The sequence below is a fragment of the Bradyrhizobium sp. CCBAU 25360 genome (assembly GCF_028128695.1).
GTDB lineage: Bacteria > Pseudomonadota > Alphaproteobacteria > Rhizobiales > Xanthobacteraceae > Bradyrhizobium > Bradyrhizobium ottawaense.
On the sequence record NZ_LBJA01000035.1, the window covers coordinates 35224 to 55722 of the forward strand.

The window sequence follows — 20499 nt, forward strand, 5'->3', positions numbered from 1 at the left end:
CGTCAAAGCTTGAGCTTTAGCCGGTCGGCGACCCGTCGGGCGATCTCCGACGGCGCCTCTGCCGGGTACGGATGCACCGAGCTGACATTGATCTCGCCGAGCACGTAGCTGTCGCTCCCATCAGGCTGGACGGGGCCGAGCATGAAGTCGGCGTCCCAGATCGCCGGCAGGTCGCTTGGCGCGATATCCAGCAGCGAGGTTAGCTGCAGCGTCCACTCGTCTTCCATCAGCCGACGCAGCCGCTGGAAGCGCGGGTCGGCGTTGGACGTGTAGAGCCGCGGCCCGGCCGCGGCGCGCGCGGCCGGCGACTCCACCAAAGCTTTGACCTTGTGGTGACCGAAGCCGGCGCAGCGGTCGCCGGCCATGTAGCAACGCACGACGCCCTCATCTAACCGGGGCTGGAACGCCTGGTCGACCACGCTGCCGTTCTCGAAATACTCCGCACAGCGGCGGAGAAAATCGTCCAGCGTCAGTTCCTCCGGCGTGTCTTTGGTCGCTTCCAGCACCCTGATCATGGATGAGGTCGCCAGCTTCTCGACCTTCCAGACGCCTTGGCCACCGTTGCCTCGGTTGCGCTTGATCACGCGTGGGCCGGAGGCGAGCCGCGACGGCAGCTCGGCGCGCATCGCAGCGGCGGTTTGGTACAGCGCCATGTCGCCTCCCCAGCCCATGGAGCGGGTGCGATAGAGGACCTCCTTGGTGCCCATCTTGAGGATGACGTCCGGGTGGGCGCTCACCCAAACTCCTTGCGCGGCGACGTCGCGCAGCAGGGCGTCGAGACCGGCGCGGTTGCGGCCGTCTTGGATGGGGTTGACCCAGACGAGTACGCCGTCAAACGCGAGCAGTTCTTCGCGGGCGGCCTCCGCAAAACTCTCGTCGTAGATCACGGGGCGCCCCTCGATGCCGACGGCGGCAAGCGCATCGAATACGTCGACGAAGCGGCCGCTTTTCGGGGTGGCATCTCGACGCGCGGCGGCGTCTCCTCGCGAGAGGATGGCTACCGTGCGTCGGGCGGAGGAGTGTTTTTCGGTGTCCATGCGCGAGCTCCACGTGTTGCGTGCTGCGCAGAGCTTGGACCGAAGTCTCGCCGGGAGTCTGCTTGATCCCGCCCCGGCACTCTACGTGAGATCGCGTGGATCCTTCAAGCGGCGGTTTTCCGTGGCCGGCGCGTTGACCCGGCGGTGAGGCCTTTCCGCTCCGGACGGCGGTGAAATTTTCGTGACGGTCGGTTTCACGCGCCCGAGCGATCGCGGGTTGACAGCCTCGCCGAGTGAGTTTTTAGTCGCGTGACGGGGATATGCGATCTCCCCGCGAGGCGTCATGCTCAAGAATCGCGTCCTGATCACCAAGGGCGCAGCATGTCAGCATTGTACACCTACCTTTCACCCGACAAACTTTCTCGATCGGTAGGCTCGGCGGTCGCGCCGCGCTGGGCCGGCTCGCGGCTTCGCGCGGCGTTTCGCGCATCGAGCGGGTGAACCCAGGTCTTCTCCTACACGACCGATGTTGCCGCGACACGATCAGGGGATCGCACGATGGGCCGGCCAACAAGGTCAGGTGAGGCCGGATGCGGGACTACTTCTGGGGCTGGGACAACCAGGAGATCAGACATGCGAACTTCGACGATCTATCAGGTAGCGATATTCGTGGCGCTTGCAGCGGGACTCTCGCCTGCCCGCGCCCTGACCCAAGACGAGTTTGTCGCCAAGATCCAGGCGGCCGGGTACTCGCAGGTGACCGACGTCAAATCAACCGCCGAGGGCATCACCGCCAAGGCTGTGAAGGACGGCAAGCCGGTGACCCTCGTCGTCGACAGCAGCGGCCAGATCAAGGAGCGAAACTGAGATGGAGGACGCGCATGATGAAACGCAAAATCTTGTCCCTGGCAGTGACCGGCCTCGCTCTCGCCTACTTGCCCTTTGTCTACATGGCACGCGCGCAATCGATCGATTGGCAAAAGGTCGACGAGACCCTCGGCCGGAAGGCCGCGGTCTCCGATGACGTCCACCGCTACGGCTTTCCACGTAGCGACCTTTCGGTGACCCTGGACGGCGTGACGATCAAGCCTTCACTGGCGCTTGGCGGATGGGTCGCCTTCAAACCTGGGCACGGTGGCGCCATGGTCATGGGGGACCTTGTGCTTCTTGAGACCGAAATTAACCCTGTGATGGCGAAGACGGTCGCGAGCGGTCTCGAAATCACAGCCGTGCACAATCATCTGCTGCGCGCGAGCCCGGCGACGTTCTACATGCACGTGGCCGGCCACGGCGACCCCCTCAAGCTGGCCTCGGCGATCCATGATGCGCTGGCTGAGAGCACGACGCCGCTGACCATCGCGGCCCCCGCAAGCCCGCCGCCTGCCGTGGACCTCGATACGGCGAAGCTCGACCAGATCATCGGCGTTAAAGGCCAAGCAAACGGCGGAGTCTACCAGTTCACCGTGAAGCGGCGCGACCCGATCACGCAAGACGGCACGCCGTTGACGCCCGTCGGCCCGATGGGCGTGGCGATCGGCATCAATTTCCAGCCGACCGGGGGCGGAAAGGCCGCCATCACGGGCGACTTCGTGCTGACGGCCGACGAGGTCAACCCCGTCATCGTGGCGCTGCGGACACACAGCATCGAGGTGACGGCGCTACACAGTCACATGCTCGATGAGCAGCCGAGGCTGTTCTTCATGCACTTTTGGGCGAATGACGACGCGATCCGGCTTGCCGAAGGTTTGCGCGCTGCCCTGGACAAGACGGCGAGCACGAAGAACTAAGGCGTAGATCGCAAAGGAGGCGATCCGATGTCCTACCGGGCCAAGCCGCTGCTCGCCCTAGCGTTCATGTCGATCTCGTTGATGGGAGCGTCCGCCATGGCTCAGACCGTGAATTTCGATGACGCTCCCGCGGGAACGTCGCCTGAAGGTTGGATCCTTACGATGACTGGCCGAGGAGAGGCGAACTGGACCGTTGAGCCAGACCACACGGCGCCGAGCAAGCCGAACGTCCTCAAGCAATCCGGCAGGGCGACTTTCCCAGTGGCGCTCAAAATGGGTACCGACATCCGCGACGGCTTCGTCGAGGTGAAATTCAAGGCGGTCGCCGGCTCCGAGGATCGCGCTGCGGGACTCATCTGGCGCGCGAAGGATGCCGACAACTACTACGTCGTCCGGGCAAACGCTTTGGAGGACAATGTCGTGCTCTACAAGACGCTCAACGGCGTTCGAACGTCTCTGGATATCGCAGGTCGCAAGGGCGGATATGGCATGAAAGCGCCCGTGGCCTCCGGCCAGTGGCACGTGTTGCGCTGCGATTTCACAGGAACGCGGTTCAGGGTGACGTACGACGGACGGCAGTTGTTCGATGTGGAGGACGCCACGATCTCCCAATCGGGCATGATCGGCCTGTGGACCAAGGCGGATAGCGTGACCCTGTTTGATGATCTGACGTATGGTGAGGTCAAATAGGTCCCTGTCCCGTTGCCGGAGATAACCATGAACACTCGACCCCTGATGGTCGCGACTGCCTTGGTGATCGCTTCCGTCTGCCCGCTGCGGGCAGAAGAAAACTTGGTCGCCTACAAATCACTAGCTCCAGAGTTGGCATTCGATCTTGCACGCGCCGCGTTGAATAGCTGCCGCTCCCGGGGATTCCAAGTCGCAGTCGCCGTGGTCGATCGTTTCGGCGTGACGCAAGTGATGCTGCGTGATCGCTTTGCAGGTCCTCACATGCCACCAACGGCGGCAGGCAGGCTTGGACGGCCGCGTCGTTCAGGACCAGTACGACTGAGCTCAATGCGATCAGTCAACCCGGCATGATGCAGGCGGGCATTCGCCATCTTCCTGGAGTAGTCATCATAGGAAGGGGACTGGTGGTCGAAGCCACCGGCTCGCTGGTCGCAGCGGTAGGTGTCTCCGGAGCTCCGGGGGCGACGCTGACGAAGCGTGCGCGAGGGACGGCATCGACGCCATCCGCGACAGGCTGGAGTTCTGACCTGGATATGGAGCGGCTCCAGTATCCTAGATTGGAACCTGACCCAATCGCCAGCGAGGCCCCTCCCGCTGCAACGCTAGAAGTGAGAGCAATCTGTGAACTAGCTCATTTTAGATTGAAGGAGATCGTGCCCTAACAGGAAGGCGAGTTCGAGGATTGCACCAGGAGCGGGCAATGGCGATCACCACCGAAAGGACCTCGTTCACCAAAGACATCCAGGGCCGCTACCTCTGCAACAACCTGGCCGAGGTTGATGCGTGGAAATCCACAGGCGGGCGACCATTCGATTTCATCATCGTGGGAGGCGGTACGTTCGGCTCGGCTATCGCCGAGCATCTGTGGTTCCGACAGAAGCAGAGTGGCGGCGGATTGCGGACACTGGTCGTAGACGCCGGGCTGTTCACCGTTCCTGAGCACGTTCAGAACACGGGGATCCAGGGGTTCGGCGATCCGGCCAATCCATTCTTTCTGGACGAAAACTTGCCGCAGCCGGAGCCGCCACGCAACGAGGTTTGGGGCATTCCTTGGAAATCGACCATTCCCTTCAAGGGACTGGCGTATACACTCGGAGGCCGATCACTCTATTGGGGCGGTTGGTCGCCTCGTCTTCTGGACGAGGAGATGTCGGGTTGGCCGGCAAATACCGTAGCCGATCTGAACAGCCGCTATTTCGACGAGAGTTCGCGGCAGATCGGTGTCGACGAGGCGAACGACTTCATTTTCGGCGAACTGCAGAACGCGCTTCGTCGTCAGCTCTTCGATAATTTGTCCAGCGTGCCTGGGGCGATTACGCTCGACGCGCTCCCGCCCTCGCCGCTGCTGAAGCCCGGCGCGGACCCCGCACAGTTGCTCGGTCTGTCGTCGAGTGGCGGGCTTTCGCAAAACGACCTCCTGAACATGCTAAAGCTCGAAGCGCCGCTTGCCGTACAGGCGCGCCCGCCACATGCGGGGTTCTTCCCGCTCAACAAGTTCAGCGTCGTTCCGCTGCTCATGAAGGCGGCGCGAACCGCGGCGAGCGATTCCAACGGCAATGATTCCGTCAAGGAATTCATGGTGCTGCCCGATACGCATGTGCTGACACTGCGCACCGTGCCGACCGCGGCAGGGACATGGCGCATCTCCGGCGTCGAGACGAGCCGCGGCCCGATTGACCTGGCTCCGGGCGGCGCCGTCATCATGGCGCTCGGCACGATCGAGAACGCGCGGCTCGCTCTGGCGTCGTTCGATGCCACCGGACTTCCAACCCTGCCGCTCATCGGCAAGAACCTGATCGCTCACCTTCGCTCGAACCTCGTTATCCGCGTGCCGCGCTCGGCGATTCCCGGGCTTTCGTCGGCGGTGAACGAATTGCAGACCGCGGCCATGTTCGTGAAGGGCCGGGCGACGCGCCCAAATGGTGACCTGATCGGTCACTTTCACCTTCAGATTGCTGCGAGCGGCGGCGGCAATACCGTAGGCGGCGAGGACGAACTCTATCGCAAGGTGCCGGACGTCGACTTCTACGACCAACTGCGGACTTCGACCGATACGCATATCGCAATTGCAATCAGGGGCCTCGGAGAGATGGAGCCGGCCGACCCGGCCGATCCCGCCGCTCATCCAAGCCGGGTCGATTTGAGCGCGCGCACCGACGAATACGGGGTTCGTCGTGCATCGATTGCGCTAACACCGACACAGCGAGATTGCGATCTTTGGGCCGCTATGGATGCGGCAATGCAGAAGGTGGCCGCCACCTTCGCCAACGGGCAGCCGATGCAGGTGCTCCAAAGCAACCAGGACGGGCTCGGGACGACGCATCATGAAGCCGGGACGCTTTGGATGGGCACCGACCCGGCCGCGAGCGTCACCGATGGCAACGGACGCTTCCATCACACTGAAAACCTCTATGCGGCAGGCCCCGCGCTGTTCCCGAGCATCGGCTCTCCCAACCCCATGCTGACCGGGATCGCGCTGTCGCGCCGCACGGGCGACTTGATCATGGCGCCGCCACCTGTCGTGGCCGATGCGGGCTTCGAGACGCTATTCGACGGTAATACTCTTGGTGACTGGACAATGTCGACGATCAGCAACCAGCCCGGTCGGAACGACCCTGGCTCGTTCCGGGTTCGGCGCGGTGTGCTCGAGACGCGAACGGGAACGGACCTTGGGCTCCTCTGGCTGAAGCGCCCCACGCCTCCTCGCTACGTTCTGCGGCTGCAATGGATGTTGACCGCGCCCGACGACAATTCGGGTGTCTTCATCGGCTTCCCCGACCCTCGAAACGAAGGTTACGACAACACGGCCTATGTCGGCGTCAACTTCGGCTTCGAAATTCAGATCGACGAATTGGCCCGACCGGACAGGGCACCGGTCCACAGGACAGGTGCAGTCTACTCCTTCAAGGGGCCGACCGACGGTCCGCTGACTGTCCATCCTGTCGGAGAATGGAACAGCTATGAAATCACCGTCGATGGTGCGGACATCACCGTCGTGCTGAACGGGCAGACGGTAAACATCTTCCATTTCGCCGGCGATCCGCAGTCTCCGCGCCGCGGTCTGCCGTCCACCGCGCAGGACCCGCGGTTCATCGGCCTGCAGACACATACGGGCCGAGTGCTCTTTCGCAACATCCAGTGGAAGCCGCTGGAAGGCGCTGTGGCATGAACTTGATGCCACTCGGATCATTGGGCGCCGTCGAAACACACGGAACGGTGACGTTCGGACTGTGGCTCCCCTGGGTGTCGGCGGCCGACGGCGACGTCGTCACCGTGAAGATCATCCATGAGGCAGATCAGTTTCTCCAGGCCTTTCCGGCTCGAGAGTTCCAGCTTACGCACAGTGTTCGTCCGCCGTATGGGGACTTCTGGTCGGCCACCGAACCCATCGCCGGCACGCTGCCCGCAGTGCCGGGCTCAGCTTGGGGCAATCCGGGCCGCTACGTCTATCGCTACACGATCACGAATCCGAGCGTAGGCACGCTCGACTGGATCATCGATCCCTTCGCACGCGAGTTCGGTGTCGGCAAGCAATCCGCCTTCACCCTGGGCTATGAGCCCTACGTCTGGAGTGCGGGCGAGGCGCAATGGCGGACGCCGGCGCTGGCAGATCTGATCCTCTATGAGGTGAACATCGCCGAGTTCGGCAGCGACCTCAATCGGGCCCGCGGCTTCGCGGCCTACCTAGCTGACCTCGGTATCAACGCCATCGAGATCATGCCGCTGTCCAACGTCGGCAACTCGGTCGACTGGGGCTATCTGCCGATCGGCTATTTCGGCGTCGACGAGCGCTTCGGCAATCGGTTGGATTTCCAGCAATTGGTCGACATTTGCCATCAGCACGGGATCGCAGTGATCGTGGACGTCGTCTATGGCCATACGGGCGTGGATTTCCCGTACTACGACGCCTACACGCGGCTGCGGTACCGCGACAATCCGTTCATGGGGCCGTTTGCCAAAGACTACTTCAGCAATTTCGGGAAGAGCACGGACTTCAATCGGGAGATCACGCGCGACTTCTTTTTCACGGCCAATCACCATTGGCTCGAGGTCTATCACGTCGACGGCTTCCGCTACGACTGCGTCCCGAACTACTGGGACGGGCCCATGGGCGTGGGTTATGCGAGCCTCGTCTATGAAACGCACCAACTGACCAAGGCGAACATCGCGTCGGGTCGACCTTACTGGAGCCGCTTCGACGCAGGAGCAGGCAAGCCGCTGACGCTGGTGCAAATGGCCGAACAGCTCGAAGCCCCCGAGGAAGTGCTGCGCTCGACCTATTCCAACTGCACGTGGCAGAACGGCACCTACGGCGCTGCGCGCGCGGTTGCCCATGGGGATCGCGGCCGGCTGGCCGACCTGGGTCTGCAGCTGGGCCTCTTCGGCTACCCCGACCGGGAGACGCTCAATGGTGACGAGATCCCCAAAACTGCACTTCAATACGTCGAGAACCACGATCACGAACGCTTCCTTTGCAATTTCGGGACCTCCAATCCCGACGAAGCCGTCAATCCGCTGTTCGCCGAGGGCGACCGGACACTCTGGTACATGCTGCAGCCCTATTTGATCGGCCTGCTGATGAGCAAAGGCATTCCGATGCTCTGGCAAGGCGAGGAATTTGCCGAGAACTACTTTCTGCCCGACTTTGGAATGGGCCGCGTCTCCCTGCTGCGGCCGATGCGATGGGATTTCTTCTACGATGAGTCCGGCCGACCCATCGTGAGCCTGATCCGCAGGCTGCTGCGGATCAGGCGGCGACGCGACCACATTCGTCAGGGCACGTACTTCTTCTTCAACGATTGGGATCGCTATCAGCAGTTCGGAGTCCTGCTGTTCGCGCGCTATGCAGCCACCCAGTACACGTTGGTCGCAATCAATTTCAGCGACACCGGCCGGACTGTCCCGTTCTGGTTTCCGATGGGGGGTGACTACGTCGAAGAGCTGCATGGCGGCGCTCTCGACCTGAGGAACGTACTTTCATTCCGGCGAGTAGATCTTGATATCCCGTCGCACTATGGACGGATCTGGACGCTGATGTAAGTGCGGCTGCTGCCCTCACCCAGTTCACGGCAGGGTCGATTACCGATCGACGCGCTCTCAGTGGCAGCTGATCTGAATGCGGCCGAACTTCTAGGAACGATTGGGATCGTTCAACGTGGCACGATCGCCCATTGATGGAGGTAACTTAGGAAGCCGCAGATTTGCTGTAGCGATCTTCTCACATGCCCACTCTGAGCTCCGCAGCGGGCATATCCGCGCCAAGCGGGCCTTCATGTTCATGCAAACGCCCGCATCTCCTAAACAGCCAAAGGCCTCGCGCAAAAAAGAAGCCCCCTAGTGTTCTGGCGGGCTTCAGTCTGATCGCAGCCGGTCCTTTCTTAGGCGACCTCGACGCTATTTCTTCGGCGCAGAGCCGTCCTTCAAAGAGGCGTCGTAGTCCGCCTGCGAGCTATTGATGTGTGATTGATTGCCAGACGCACTGCTACCTGTTGTCGTCCCGACTGTGTTGGTTGTCTCCCCCGGCGCATGAGAAGCCGCGCCGGGCCGGTCCTGGTTGCCGACATAGCCCGATTCGCCGGAATTACGGGTTTTGATACCCTTATCAGCTTCGGTCTGCACGTTTTGAGCTGCTCCGGATTGCAACGTCGGCCCTGTTTGCTGGGCTTTAGTAGCTATCGGCATGATTGGAAGTGCGAGAAGCAATGCCGCAGACAAGTATCGCATGGCTATTCTCCATCTAGGTCCCGCCGCTTCGTCAACGTGTGCATTCCAGAAGATTTCCGCCAAAATTGATCAAAACTTGCGACTGCATGGCTGACACTTTCCGTGCAGGATCTGGCAGGAAAGAAGCAATCTCGTCCTTTGTCCACCGCTACAGCCAAGTCATGCTGCCAATCGCTTCGCGTCGCGCAGGAACGACCACGCGTCGGTTTCGTTGTGCTCGCTCCATGGACGAGAAGGGAAAGATCATGGACCGTGAACATGTGAAGGGCGCCGCCGACAAGGCGAAAGGCGCGATCAAGGAGGGGGCTGCCAAGCTCACAGGAGACAAGGACCTGCAAGCCGAAGGCAAGATGGATAAGGCCAAAGGAGCCGCCCACAACGCTGCGGGAGACGTCAAGGACGCCGCAAGAGACGCCGCTGACGCACTCAAGAAATAGACACAAGAAGCAAGATCTGAAACTAGCCGCCGCAGCGCGGCTCTTTTCTTTCTCACTTTTTGCGGGACTGCAGGTTGGAGGCAGCGCCGCCCGCAATGCCAAAACTCCCTCTTGTCGTGGCAGACACTCTGCCAGTGATGGCGGGGCGGTGGAACTCGCAGGCTCGGCGGCCGTTGCCTGCCGCGACAGCAGTAGCGAGTAGGAGAGCCCGTGAACCGACGCCAGCTTGTTCGAGGGTCGGCGTTGCTGCCGGCGGTGCTGCTCGCTGCGCGGAGCGGCTTCGCCGCAGCTGGACCGCCGGAGGGCGCGTTCAGCCCTTCCTCTGTGAGAGACCTCGCCCGTGCGTTGGCGAGCAAGCCGTACGAAGCGCCCGACGAAAAGCTGCCGGGCGGCTTGAAGGACCTGGACTACGATCAGTACCGTTCAATCCGCTTCCTGCCCGATCGCGCGCTCTGGCGCGGCAAGAATCTTCCTTTCCAAGCGCAGTTCTTCCATCGCGGCTTCTTCTACAAGAACCGCGTGAACATCTTCGAAGTCGCGGACGGAAAGGCCAGCGAGATCAAATACCGCAAGGAAGACTTTTCCTTCGGCGAGAAGGTGCCGGCGTTTGAGGAGACAGATCTCGGCTTCGCCGGCTTCCGCATCCACGCGCCGATGAACCGCCCTGACTACTACGACGAGGTCTGCGTCTTCCTGGGCGCGAGCTACTTCCGCGCCGTCGCCAAAGGGCAGACTTACGGGCTTTCCGCCCGCGGCCTTTCGATCGATACCGGCGAAGCCAAGGGCGAGGAATTTCCGCTCTTCAAGACGTTCTGGCTGGAGCGGCCGGCGCCGGGCGCGACCTCGTTGGTGATCCATGCCCTGCTCGACAGCAAAAGCTGCGCCGCGAGCTATCGATTTACCGTGCGTCCGGGGGACACGACGGTCTTCGACGTCGAAATGTCGGTCTACCCGCGCGTCGAGATGCCGCGCGCCGGGCTCGCGCCCATGACCAGCATGTTTTTCTACGGTCCGAACGACCGCAACGACATCGATGATTTCCGTCCCTCCGTTCACGATTCCGACGGGCTCGCGATCTTCAACGGCAAGGGCGAAAGCCTGTGGCGGCCGCTCAGCAATCCCCGTGACCTCCAGATCAGCACCTTTCAGGATCTCAATCCGCGCGGCTTCGGCCTGATGCAGCGGGAGAGAAACTTCTTCGCCTACCAGGACATCGAGTCCAGCTTCGAAAAGCGCCCCAGTCTCTGGATGGAGCCGATCGGGGATTGGGGCGAGGGCGGCGTCACGCTGTTCGAGATCCCGACCAAAGAGGAGGTCCACGACAACATCGCTGCGTTCTGGCGGCCGAAGAACCCGCTGCAGGCCAAGGGCGAACACAACTACACCTATCGGCTGCATTGGGGGCCGGATAGTCCGAAGCCGCATTCGCTGGCCCGCTTTACGCGAAGCGGGATAGGGGCGCGGGGCGAGGACGCACGCCTGTTCGTGCTCGATCTGCTCGGCGATAACCTCAAGGGCATCGATCCGGCGGGTGTCAAAGGCGTGGTCACGGCGGAGAAGTCCGAGGTGAAGAACATCGTCACGCAGCCCAATCCCTACACCGGCGGCTGGCGGCTGAGCTTCCAGTGCCAGGTGAAGGGAGAGCCGATCGAGCTGCGGGCGTTTCTGACCGAGGGCGACAAGCCCTTGTCGGAAGTCTGGGTCTACCGATGGGCACCCTGAACACGGCGCCCCGCCCGGTCGCCGGCGACATCACGACGCAGCGGCTGTTGCCTGGCGAGTCCCCGCTTTCGATGGCTCCTGGCGACCTCGGGAAAGGCCGGGTCCTCGACCGCGTTCCTGCGGCGGTAGGCCCCGCGATGGCCTGGCGACGCGGCGTCATTCTGCTCGCGACAGCGGCGCTCACGGGGGCGGGCGGTTATGAGATGTATCGCGTGCTGGAGGTCGGCGGCGTCACCGTCCTCGAAGCCATGGTGCTGGCGCTCTTTCTGATCCTGCTCGCCTGGGTCGCCTTTTCATTCGCCTCCGCGCTGGCGGGCTTCTTCCTGTTGCTCGCCCATCGCCCGGGCGCCTTCGCGCCGGACGCGGAACTGCCTGCGATCGCAAGCCGCACCGCCATGCTGCTTCCCACTTACAACGAAGACCCGCACCGACTGACGGCACGACTTCGTGCGATCATCGAATCCTTGGAGGCGACCTCGCACGGGGAGTTGTTCGACTGGTACGTCCTGAGCGACAGCACCGATCCGGACATCTGGGTCGCCGAGGAAAAGGCGCTTCTCGCGCTGCGACAGGCTGTCGGCGTGCCACGCCTGTACTATCGTCATCGGGCCGAGAACACGGCCCGGAAAGCCGGCAACATCTCCGAATGGATCACGCGATTCGGCGCCGTGTACGACTTCATGATCGTGCTCGACGCAGACAGTCTCATGAGCGGGCAGACCATCGTCCAATTAGTCCATTCCATCGAGACCAATCCAACCGCCGGGCTCGTCCAAACGCTCCCAATGGTCGTCAATGCGCGAAGTCTGTTCAGCCGCGTCCAGCAATTCGCGGGCCGCCTGTACGGACCGATGATCGCGGCCGGCGTCGCCTGGTGGCACGGCTCGGAAGGCAACTACTGGGGCCACAACGCGATCATCCGCGTGAAGGCGTTCGCGGAAGCTGCGGCGCTGCCGCAGCTTCGGGGGCCCAAGCCGTTCGGCGGGCACATCCTCAGCCACGACTTCGTCGAGGCCGCGCTGATGCGGCGGGCCGGGTGGGGCATCTACATGCTGCCGATGCTCGGGGGAAGCTACGAAGAGGTGCCGCCTTCACTGCTCGATTTCGCGGCGCGCGATCGGCGGTGGTGCCAGGGCAACCTTCAGCATCTCGCAGTGGTGCCCGCTCGCGGTCTCCACTGGGTATCGCGCCTGCATTTCATGGTGGGGATCGGAGCCTATCTGACGGCGCCCCTTTGGCTGCTGTTCCTCTTGCTGGGGATGCTAATCTCACTGCAGGCTCGCTTTGTGCGTCCGGAGTATTTTCCGAAGGGCTTCTCGCTGTTTCCGACCTGGCCGGCCCAGGATCCCGTGCTGGCCATCTGGGTGTTCGTCGCCACGATGGGACTGCTGCTGCTGCCGAAGCTGCTCAGCCTTGTCCTTGTCTGGCTACGGCGCGCGGAGCGACGCCAATTCGGCGGGGCTTTGCGGACCTTGGCCGGAGTTTTGGCGGAGATAGTGGTCTCCGCGTTGATGGCGCCTGTGATGATGATCTTTCAGTCTATCGCGGTCATCGAGATTCTGGCTGGCCGCGATGCCGGCTGGCAGACGCAAAGGCGCGACGACGGTACGGTAGAGCGCCGGGAGCTGTATCGGAAATACGGCGTCCCGACCCTGTGCGGCGTTGCGATGGCGGCGAGCGCTTACGCCGTTTCGCTGCCGCTTCTGCTCTGGATGTCGCCGGTGATCGTCGGGCTGCTGTTCGCCGTGCCCATCGGTGCGCTGACGGCCAATCCCGCTTCCGGCGAACTGTTTGCCACCCCTGAAGACCGGGAGCCGCCGTCGGTCTTGCGCCGGGCCAACGAATTGAGCGCGGCGGCGGATGTCAGCATTAAACCCGCTCTTGTGGCGCTGCGCGAAGACTCCGAGTTGCTGGCCTTTCACGTCGCTCAGCTGGCGCCTCCTGGCGCCGTCCGGCCTGACACGGTCGACGCGAACCTGGTGGTCGGGCGCGCCAAGGTCGATGCCAGCGATACTTTTCAGGAGGCCGCCGCGCATCTGTCCTCGCGAGAGATTTTCTCGATCTTGAACGACGGCACGGCGCTCTCCACCATTTTGCAGAAGCAATGACGGCGAGCGTCTGCGCGCCGGCTGGTATGGCAAAGCGCTGCGTCGAAGGCTTCGGTCATCGCCTGACCTGATGCTCTTCACGCCTGAAGGACCGACGGCGATCCCAAGGTTCTCGGGTTACAGGATGTAGAAAAGGCAGCCCAATGCAGCCCCGAAGGGACAAGTCCAGCAGCAGCCTTCGCTGAGGTCGGCAGGACCTTTGACCGGGGCGCAAGACGGCCTGGCAGCCCTTTCTGACGCCGGAAGCACGATGCGGTCGTCTCCGTGCGGGATTACGACCACACCATCGAGCAAGCCATGCCCATGATGCACATGAACATAGCCGCGGTCGCGACCCAGCCCAGCCAATAGACTGGCCCCGAAACCATGAGATCGCCCATCACTGATTTCCGCCGGACCAGCAGCATCATGACGGTCATGATCGGCGCAGCCAGTATGCCGTTAATGACGGCACTCCAATAGAGCGCCTTGATCGGGTCAAGCGCCGTGAAGTTGAGCCCGACGCCAAGCGCGACCGATAGTGCGAGTACACCATAGAACGCAACCGCCTCCTTCGGCTTTCGCGACAGGCCGACCGGCCACTTGCGACCTTCTCCGATAGCGTATGCTGTCGAGCCGGCGAGCACCGGGATCGCAAGCAGGCCCGTTCCGATGATGCCGAGCGCAAAGATCAACTCGGCCATTGCCCCCGCGACGGGCCTCAGGGCTTCTGCCGCTTGGGCCGACGATTCGATGTCGGTCTTTCCGGACGCGTGCAACGTTGCCGCCGTCGTCATGATGATCGCGATGGCGATGACGTTCGACACTGCCATGCCGACGAGCGTATCAATCCGAATTCTTTTGACCTCCTCGTCCTCCTTCTCGGGCTCGCGCTTGAGCGGCTTCTTGTCGGGATCGATCCGCTGCTCCTCGGCTTCCTGGGAGGACTGCCAGATGAACAGATAGGGCGAAATCGTCGTGCCGAGGATCGCGACTAAAGTCGTCAGAAAGGGCCCATTAAATTCGATTTTCGGAATTAGGAGTCCTTTCAGCGCCTCGCCCCAAGGCACCTTTGCGAGGAATAGGGCGATGACATAAGCGAGCAAAACGAGCGTCAGCCATTTCAGGATCGCCACATAACGCTCATACTTGAAGAAAATCTGCGCTATGACGGACACCGCGCCGAAGACTACGACGTAAAGGGTGCCAGGTCCGCCGATCAGAAGCTTGAGCGCATCGCCCATCGCCCCAAGGTCGGCGGCGACGTTGATCGTGTTGGCGACGAAGAGCAGCACGATCATGGACCAGATAACGGGCGCGGGGAAATTTCGGCAGACATTTCCGGCGATGCCGTGACCAGTGACGCGTCCGATACGACCCGAGATCTCCTGGATCGCGGCCATCAGCGGATAGGTGATCAGCATGGTCCAGCCAATGCCGAATCCTAGCTGAGCGCCAGCCTGGCTGTAGGTGCCGATACCGGATGGATCGTCGTCGGAAGCGCCCGTGATGAGGCCGGGCCCCAGGCGCTGCAAGAAGCTGTCCTGATCTTTATTCTCGACCGGCTTCTTGCGCGTTTTCCTCCTCGCCACTTAGTCGCTCCTCGCTGCATTGGATCCGATTCCGGAACTCATAACGTCCGTGCAGGCCTATTGGTTCGGCGTGTGCATTTTTGACCACCAGACCAAGTCGGCATGGACTGCAAAGTTGTAACCACGTCCAAAACCTGCATCATGCTGTCATGGTTGGATGGGTCACATGCGTCGTCTGTTGATTTTGCTTGGGGCATCACTGCTTTGTGGCGTCGCACTCGCTCAAGAGGACAAGAAGACCGACGACCTCAAGCCCGCCGATCCTGATACCGGCGAAAGTACCGTGCAGGAGACGACGCTGGGATTGCTGCCCAATCCCTTCGAGAGACAGGGCGTCAAGTTTGCGGTCACTTACATCGGCGAAGTTCTGGGCAACCCGTCCGGAGGCGCAAAACAGAGTGCCGTGTACGAGGATCGCATTAACTTCGCTTTTGATGCCGACCTCGAGAAGCTGGTCGGGCTTAAGCAGGTCACCTTCCACGCGAACGTCTTTCAGATCGACGGCGGCGGACTGTCCCGAGGTTCGTTGTTCAATTTCATGGATGTCAGCGGAATCGAAGCGCTGCCGACGACCCGTCTCTATGAGGCCTGGTTCGAAAAGAAATGGGGCGAGAAGATCGCGCTCAGGGCGGGACAGCTTGCCGCCGATACGGAATTCATGACGTCGAAGTACACCGACGTCTTCACGAACGCCTCTCTCGGTTGGCCGGCCGGTCTGTCGCTCAATCTCCCGAGCGGCGGTCCTTCGCCGCCGCTTGCCGCCATGGGAGCACGCCTGCGTGCCGACTTGAGCGACAATCTCTCGGTGCTGGGCGCCGTATTCGACGGCAATGCGGCTGGCCCGGGCTTCAACGACCCGCAGCTACGCAATCGCTACGGCGTCAATTTCCGCGTGAATGATCCGCCTCTCGTTCTCTACGAAGCGCAATTGCAATGGAACGCGAAGAAGGGTGATCCCGGCCTCGACGGCAAGCTCAAGCTTGGCGGCTGGCGCCATTTCGGCAGCTTCACGGACCTGCGCTTCGATACGACAGGCCTTTCGCTGGCGGATCCAGCGAGTTCGGGAACGCCTGCCGGCATCGCAGGCGACTACGGCCTCTACGCCGTGTTCGAACAGAAGCTCTTTCGCGTCGGCCGCGACGACGATCGCGGCATCGGCGTATTCGCTCGCGGGTCCTATGGACCGTCCGATCGCAATCTGATCGATATCTACGCCGACGGTGGCCTCGAGTTCATCGGGCTGTCCGACGCGCGTCCCCACGACAAGTTCGGCATCGCGGCTGCTTACGCCCATGTGTCGCGTTGCGCGCAGGCACTTGATCGGGACTTCCAGTCGGCCTCCGGGCTGCGATGGCCGCTGCGGACTTCAGAAGAGCTCCTGACGGCCGTCTACCAGTACGAAGTTCAAGCCGGTCTGACGATTCAGCCGAATGTCCAGTTCATCCGCCGTCCCGGTGGAGGCGCCACGGATCCCCTCGGGACATCGGCCGGGAGGCATCTCAAGAATGCGACCGTCGTCGGATTGCGGTCGGTCATCAAGTTCTGATTTCACCATGGCTCTATCCGCACGGCTCGCGCCATCATTTCGGGAAAAATAAGCAATCATCCTGCGTTTTCCCGGAACCTTGCCATCATTCCCGGGTTCTCGGATGCCGCATATGGCGGCGAGGAGAACAACATGAACAAGCTTCTATTGACGACCGCGCTGGCGGCGCTGATCTCGACGAGCGCGATGGCGCAGTCGACCGTCGTCACCACCACCGGCACTGGTCATGCGGCCGCCGTGCAGATCGAGCCGGAATACCGCACCAAGATCCGCACCTACGTTACCGAGCATAAGGTTCGTCCGGTGCAGCAGAAGATCGTGGTCGGCCAGCCTGTGCCGCGTGAAGTCGAGCTCGAGGCGGTGCCTGCCGACTGGGGTCCTTCGCTTACCAAGTACCGCTATGTCTACTCGGGCGAGCGCGTAATGCTGGTCGATCCGTCGACCCGCACGGTCGTCCAGGAGATCGACTGAGTTTCCCGGCGGGTCGCTGATCGCAGCGGCCCGCCACCCATCCGGCCCGGCCGATCCCCTGATTTCATTTGCGAGCGGCCGTACATGCCGATTCTGCGCTATTTCGTCTTCGTCGGCGGGTTCTTGCTGGCGCTGCTTTTCGCTGCGGATCGGTACCTGCCCGCACCGGTCGAAGCCGCCGCCCTGGCCGACCCCGACAGGACCATCATCCGCATAAAATCGGCGAGGAGCATCCCGGAGAAGATTGTCTTCGACACCAGCCAGCGGGCCGAAGCGCCGATTCTCGCGCAGGCCGACCCGGTCCCGGAAGAGCCGCTGCGAGAAGCCATGGCCGCCGTGCCCGCAGCACCCTCCGGCGAGACCCGAAAGGAAGCGCCGGCCCGCGCTGCGGCGGTCCTCACACATCCGAAGCGATCGGCAAAGCTGCAGAAGCGAACATCAGACAAGCGTCTCGCCTTCGAGCGGACTGATCCGTTTGCCGGCAGATGGTGGTGAGCGGAAGCGTGACTGGGGTTAAGGAAAAAGGCCGCTCCCTCGGGGTGCGGCCTTCGTCGCTTTCACGTGCGCCCGCACTCACCAGTGGCGGTGGTGCCGATGCCAGTGATGACGAACGACCGGATAGGACCCACGATAGTAGGCGTAGGCAGGGCGAACGACGCGGCGATAGCGATGACCGTAGGACACCGGCGCAGTGTAGTAGGTCGTGGTGTAGCCGCCGCCCCAACGATAGGGCTCGTCGTATCCGTAGTCGTAGGCGTAGGGACCGCCATAGTAGCCAGCCCCATAGTAGCCAGGGCCCCCGTAGTAGCCATAACCCGGTCCCCACCCATATGCCGAAGAGGCGAGGCCGCCGATCACGGCACCCGCGACGAGGCCGCCAGCGATGCCCGGGCCCCAGCCGCCTCGCCAGTGAGCTTCGGCAGGGGCCGTGGTGGCTACCGAGGCGAGACCAAGGGCGCCGACCATCAGCGCCGACATTGCAATCTTCTTCATTGAGCATCCTTTCAAGTTGTTCGTGCGCCCCACCGACAACGGGAAAAAATGGCAATGGTTTCGCTCGCCCGGCGGCGAGCCGACATCGGCGCCTGGGCAGCTTCGCTCGAGAGGATCGAGCTTGGACCACAACAGCAAGTCCCGGTTGGGTTCTCTTCATGTTGCGTCGCGGAAGCTCTCGACGGCCTTTCGCTTGATGTGACCGCGTTAACTTTGTTGAGTTCACCGTACAGCGTTTCCGAGTAGACTAACTCTTCTCGCGTTGGGGGTTCCCATGTTCGATCCGGCCACGACCGCGCTCTTGCGCGCCGTCTTCGACGAGGTCTGCGAGGACGTCTCGCGCCACGAAACCGCGGCACGCACCCATGTTGCCTCGAGAATGCTGGAAGCGGCCACCGACGGCGACACCTCGCCCGAGAGGCTGAAGCAGGTCGGACGCGAGGCACTCCACGACGCGCCGACGACGGGACGATAGGAGAAGGCGGGGTGAACTTCCAGGTCACCGTGCTCAAGATCCTGGTGAGCTATCCCGATGGATTCGCCGTCATGGCGGACCTCAAACGCGACATGGCGATCCTGGCGACGAGCGGGCGTGACTGGGCGGACCGCACCAAGCGCTTGGCCGCTCGCGTGCCGGAGCTCGACATCTTCTCGCAAGGACTGGTCGAGCGTCTGAATGGCGGATGGCGAATAACGGAGAAGGGCCGATCCGTGCTCGAGCTCATGGAAGCCAAGCCTGCCGAGCCGAGGACAGAGAGCCCGGCGCCCGCCGTTGATCCGCCGGCTTCAAGTCCAGCGGCGTCCCCACCTCTCGCCGCTGGCCGAAGCCAGCGGCTGCAGCGCCGTCGTGCGGCACGTGAGCGGGCCCGCGCAAAAGCTTGCTGAACGCGCGCTTGTCCGGTTCGCGAGGGTAACCGGGAAAAACTGGAAACTTTTGCTGACCCTGACGAGTTGCCAGCGATCGGATCGGTCGCCGGGAGCATGCAGATGGTCGACGAAGTCGTCTTGAAAAATGCCACGGAGACCGCCTGGACGGCGTATCGGGCACGGCACCCCGACGTCGACGCTCATGATGGCCGACGCTGCCTTATGGAGCGCTACCTGCATCGGAGATGGGAAGCGCGACAGAGCGACACCGAAGACCTCGCGACCTTCGGAATAGCCTACTACCTACACCGGCTCCCCAAAGACGAATGTTGACGTGCATGAAAATACTTGTCGCGCGCGTTGCCAACGGAAGCACACGGCCCAGTTGGACGCTGCTCGCGATTTCCTTTCTCATTTCCGCAGTCCTTGTGGTTGGCTTGCGCAGCGCATTCGGGGCCTAGCTCGATGCGGATCGCCCAGCTTGCCCCTTTGGCCGAGAGCGTTCCTCCGAAGCTGTACGGCGGCACCGAACGGGTGATCGCCTGGCTGGTGGACGAACTGATCGATCTCGGTCACGACGTCACCCTGTTCGCGAGCGGAGATTCCAGCACAAAAGCCAAGCTCCACCCCGTATGGCCGCGCGCGCTGCGCCTGGGGCGGCGGGGCGCCGATCCGAACGCCGCCTGCGCGCTGCTCATCGAGGCGATAGCCGAGCGCGCGCGCGACTTCGACGTCATCCACTCCCATATCGACTGGTTGCCGCTGCCGGTCCTGAGACGCACGGGAGTGCCGTTTCTGACGACCATGCACGGACGCCTCGACCTTCCCGGCCTGGCGGACGTGATCGGCGCTTTTCCGGAGGCCCCCTTCGTCTCCATCTCCGACAACCAGCGCCGTCCGCTTCCGGATGCGAACTGGATCGCGACGATCCCCCATGGGCTTCCCAAGGACCAGTTTCGACCGTCGTTCGAAAGCGGTTCGTATCTTGCGTTTCTCGGACGGCTCACGGCGGAAAAGGGGCCCGAAGATGCGATACGCATCGCACGCGCCGTCGGGATGCCGCTGCGGATTGCGGCTAAGATACCCCGGGCGGAGACGGCGTATTTCAAAAAGAAGCTGGAGCCGGAGATAGACGGCAAGGAGATCAAGCTCGTCGGCGAGGTGGACGAAGCCCGCAAGGAGCCTTTCCTCGCGGGGGCTGCCGCGCTCCTGTTTCCGATCGATTGGCCGGAGCCGTTCGGTCTCGTCATGATCGAAGCGATGGCTTGCGGTACGCCTGTGATCGCGTACCGCTCCGGATCGGTGCCGGAAGTGGTCGAGGACGGCGTCACCGGCTTCATAGTCAATGGCGAGGAGCAGGCGATCGAGGCGGTCGGGAAAGCGGGCCTGCTGGATCGGAGTAGGATCCGCGCCCGTTTCGAAGAGCGATTTGCAGCCGACCGTATGGCCCGCCGCTACGAAGAAAGCTATCGCGAGCTGGTCGCTCGCGGAGGCTGTCTCGCCTGAGGCGCATCCGAGCGCGCAGGATCGAAGAGATCGTCGCACGTTCCGATCTGGGAACAAGCGGCAATCATACGCGTTGGGGCGGGCATCCGAACGGGTGCGT

At 62.5% G+C, this 20499-nt stretch carries 18 protein-coding genes and 1 pseudogene; 15 read left to right on the forward strand and 4 right to left on the reverse strand.

Features of this window, described 5'->3' with window-relative positions; all coding sequences use genetic code 11:
* Nucleotides 1-2 precede the first annotated feature (2 nt).
* Complete coding sequence (locus XH81_RS11940; RefSeq protein ID WP_038949342.1) at nucleotides 3-1037, reverse strand: Cj0069 family protein; 1035 nt, start codon at nucleotides 1035-1037, stop codon at nucleotides 3-5.
* A 573-nt stretch (nucleotides 1038-1610) separates the two neighbouring features.
* Here XH81_RS11940 and XH81_RS11945 point away from each other — a divergent pair.
* The 6 genes and pseudogenes from XH81_RS11945 (at nucleotide 1611) to XH81_RS11970 (ending at nucleotide 8494) form a co-directional block, all read left to right on the forward strand.
* Nucleotides 1611-1844 carry a PepSY domain-containing protein gene (locus XH81_RS11945; RefSeq protein WP_038949341.1) on the forward strand — a complete coding sequence of 78 codons (234 nt, stop codon included), beginning with the start codon at nucleotides 1611-1613 and terminating at the stop codon, nucleotides 1842-1844.
* Nucleotides 1845-1861: 17 nt separating this feature from the next.
* A complete protein-coding gene (locus tag XH81_RS11950) occupies nucleotides 1862-2764 on the forward strand; it encodes a DUF1259 domain-containing protein (RefSeq protein WP_038949340.1) in 903 nt (300 codons plus the stop codon).
* Nucleotides 2765-2791: 27 nt separating this feature from the next.
* Entirely contained in the window at nucleotides 2792-3454 is a 663-nt protein-coding gene (locus XH81_RS11955) for a hypothetical protein (protein ID WP_038949339.1), read from the forward strand.
* Between the two features lie 27 nt (nucleotides 3455-3481).
* Nucleotides 3482-3980: pseudogene (locus tag XH81_RS11960) on the forward strand (GlcG/HbpS family heme-binding protein).
* A 174-nt stretch (nucleotides 3981-4154) separates the two neighbouring features.
* Nucleotides 4155-6623, forward strand: a complete 2469-nt coding sequence (locus tag XH81_RS11965; protein ID WP_049806621.1) for a family 16 glycoside hydrolase — start codon at nucleotides 4155-4157, stop codon at nucleotides 6621-6623.
* Nucleotides 6620-8494, forward strand: a complete 1875-nt coding sequence (locus XH81_RS11970; protein ID WP_038949337.1) for an alpha-amylase family glycosyl hydrolase — start codon at nucleotides 6620-6622, stop codon at nucleotides 8492-8494. The genes XH81_RS11965 and XH81_RS11970 overlap by 4 nt, the downstream gene beginning before the upstream one ends.
* A 354-nt stretch (nucleotides 8495-8848) precedes the next feature.
* Here the strand turns inward: XH81_RS11970 and XH81_RS11975 are convergent, their stop codons facing one another.
* On the reverse strand, nucleotides 8849-9178 hold the full coding sequence (locus XH81_RS11975; protein WP_157158083.1) for a hypothetical protein: 330 nt from the start codon (nucleotides 9176-9178) through the stop codon (nucleotides 8849-8851).
* 245 nt (nucleotides 9179-9423) lie between these two features.
* Here XH81_RS11975 and XH81_RS11980 point away from each other — a divergent pair, with 245 nt between their 5' ends.
* The 3 genes from XH81_RS11980 (at nucleotide 9424) to mdoH (ending at nucleotide 13445) form a co-directional block, all read left to right on the forward strand.
* Complete coding sequence (locus tag XH81_RS11980; RefSeq protein ID WP_271596223.1) at nucleotides 9424-9615, forward strand: CsbD family protein; 192 nt, start codon at nucleotides 9424-9426, stop codon at nucleotides 9613-9615.
* A 210-nt stretch (nucleotides 9616-9825) separates the two neighbouring features.
* A complete protein-coding gene (locus XH81_RS11985; protein WP_038949335.1) occupies nucleotides 9826-11337 on the forward strand; it encodes a glucan biosynthesis protein G in 1512 nt (503 codons plus the stop codon).
* On the forward strand, nucleotides 11325-13445 hold the full coding sequence (mdoH, locus tag XH81_RS11990) for a glucans biosynthesis glucosyltransferase MdoH (protein WP_038949334.1): 2121 nt from the start codon (nucleotides 11325-11327) through the stop codon (nucleotides 13443-13445). The genes XH81_RS11985 and mdoH overlap by 13 nt, the downstream gene beginning before the upstream one ends.
* A gap of 272 nt (nucleotides 13446-13717) precedes the next feature.
* On the opposite strand, the gene XH81_RS11995 is transcribed toward mdoH, so the two are convergent.
* A complete protein-coding gene (locus XH81_RS11995) occupies nucleotides 13718-15016 on the reverse strand; it encodes an Nramp family divalent metal transporter (RefSeq protein ID WP_038949333.1) in 1299 nt (432 codons plus the stop codon).
* Nucleotides 15017-15182: 166 nt separating this feature from the next.
* Here XH81_RS11995 and XH81_RS12000 point away from each other — a divergent pair, with 166 nt between their 5' ends.
* The 3 genes from XH81_RS12000 to XH81_RS12010 all read left to right on the forward strand — a co-directional run bounded on the left by XH81_RS12000 (nucleotide 15183) and on the right by XH81_RS12010 (nucleotide 17528).
* Complete coding sequence (locus XH81_RS12000) at nucleotides 15183-16562, forward strand: carbohydrate porin (protein ID WP_049806620.1); 1380 nt, start codon at nucleotides 15183-15185, stop codon at nucleotides 16560-16562.
* A 132-nt stretch (nucleotides 16563-16694) separates the two neighbouring features.
* A complete protein-coding gene (locus tag XH81_RS12005) occupies nucleotides 16695-17033 on the forward strand; it encodes a DUF1236 domain-containing protein (protein WP_038949331.1) in 339 nt (112 codons plus the stop codon).
* An 84-nt stretch (nucleotides 17034-17117) separates the two neighbouring features.
* Nucleotides 17118-17528: a hypothetical protein gene (locus tag XH81_RS12010; protein WP_049806619.1), complete on the forward strand. Its 411-nt coding sequence runs from the start codon at nucleotides 17118-17120 to the stop codon at nucleotides 17526-17528.
* A 78-nt stretch (nucleotides 17529-17606) separates the two neighbouring features.
* On the opposite strand, the gene XH81_RS12015 is transcribed toward XH81_RS12010, so the two are convergent.
* Nucleotides 17607-18026, reverse strand: a complete 420-nt coding sequence (locus XH81_RS12015; protein ID WP_038949329.1) for a hypothetical protein — start codon at nucleotides 18024-18026, stop codon at nucleotides 17607-17609.
* A 274-nt stretch (nucleotides 18027-18300) separates the two neighbouring features.
* On the opposite strand from XH81_RS12015, the gene XH81_RS12020 reads away from it, so the two are divergent.
* The 3 genes from XH81_RS12020 (at nucleotide 18301) to XH81_RS12030 (ending at nucleotide 20399) form a co-directional block, all read left to right on the forward strand.
* Entirely contained in the window at nucleotides 18301-18501 is a 201-nt protein-coding gene (locus XH81_RS12020; RefSeq protein WP_038949328.1) for a hypothetical protein, read from the forward strand.
* An 11-nt stretch (nucleotides 18502-18512) separates the two neighbouring features.
* Nucleotides 18513-18911 (forward strand): hypothetical protein, encoded by a 399-nt coding sequence (locus XH81_RS12025; protein WP_271596200.1) that lies wholly within the window; start codon nucleotides 18513-18515, stop codon nucleotides 18909-18911.
* A gap of 447 nt (nucleotides 18912-19358) precedes the next feature.
* A complete protein-coding gene (locus tag XH81_RS12030) occupies nucleotides 19359-20399 on the forward strand; it encodes a glycosyltransferase family 4 protein (protein ID WP_038949325.1) in 1041 nt (346 codons plus the stop codon).
* Nucleotides 20400-20499 lie beyond the last annotated feature (100 nt).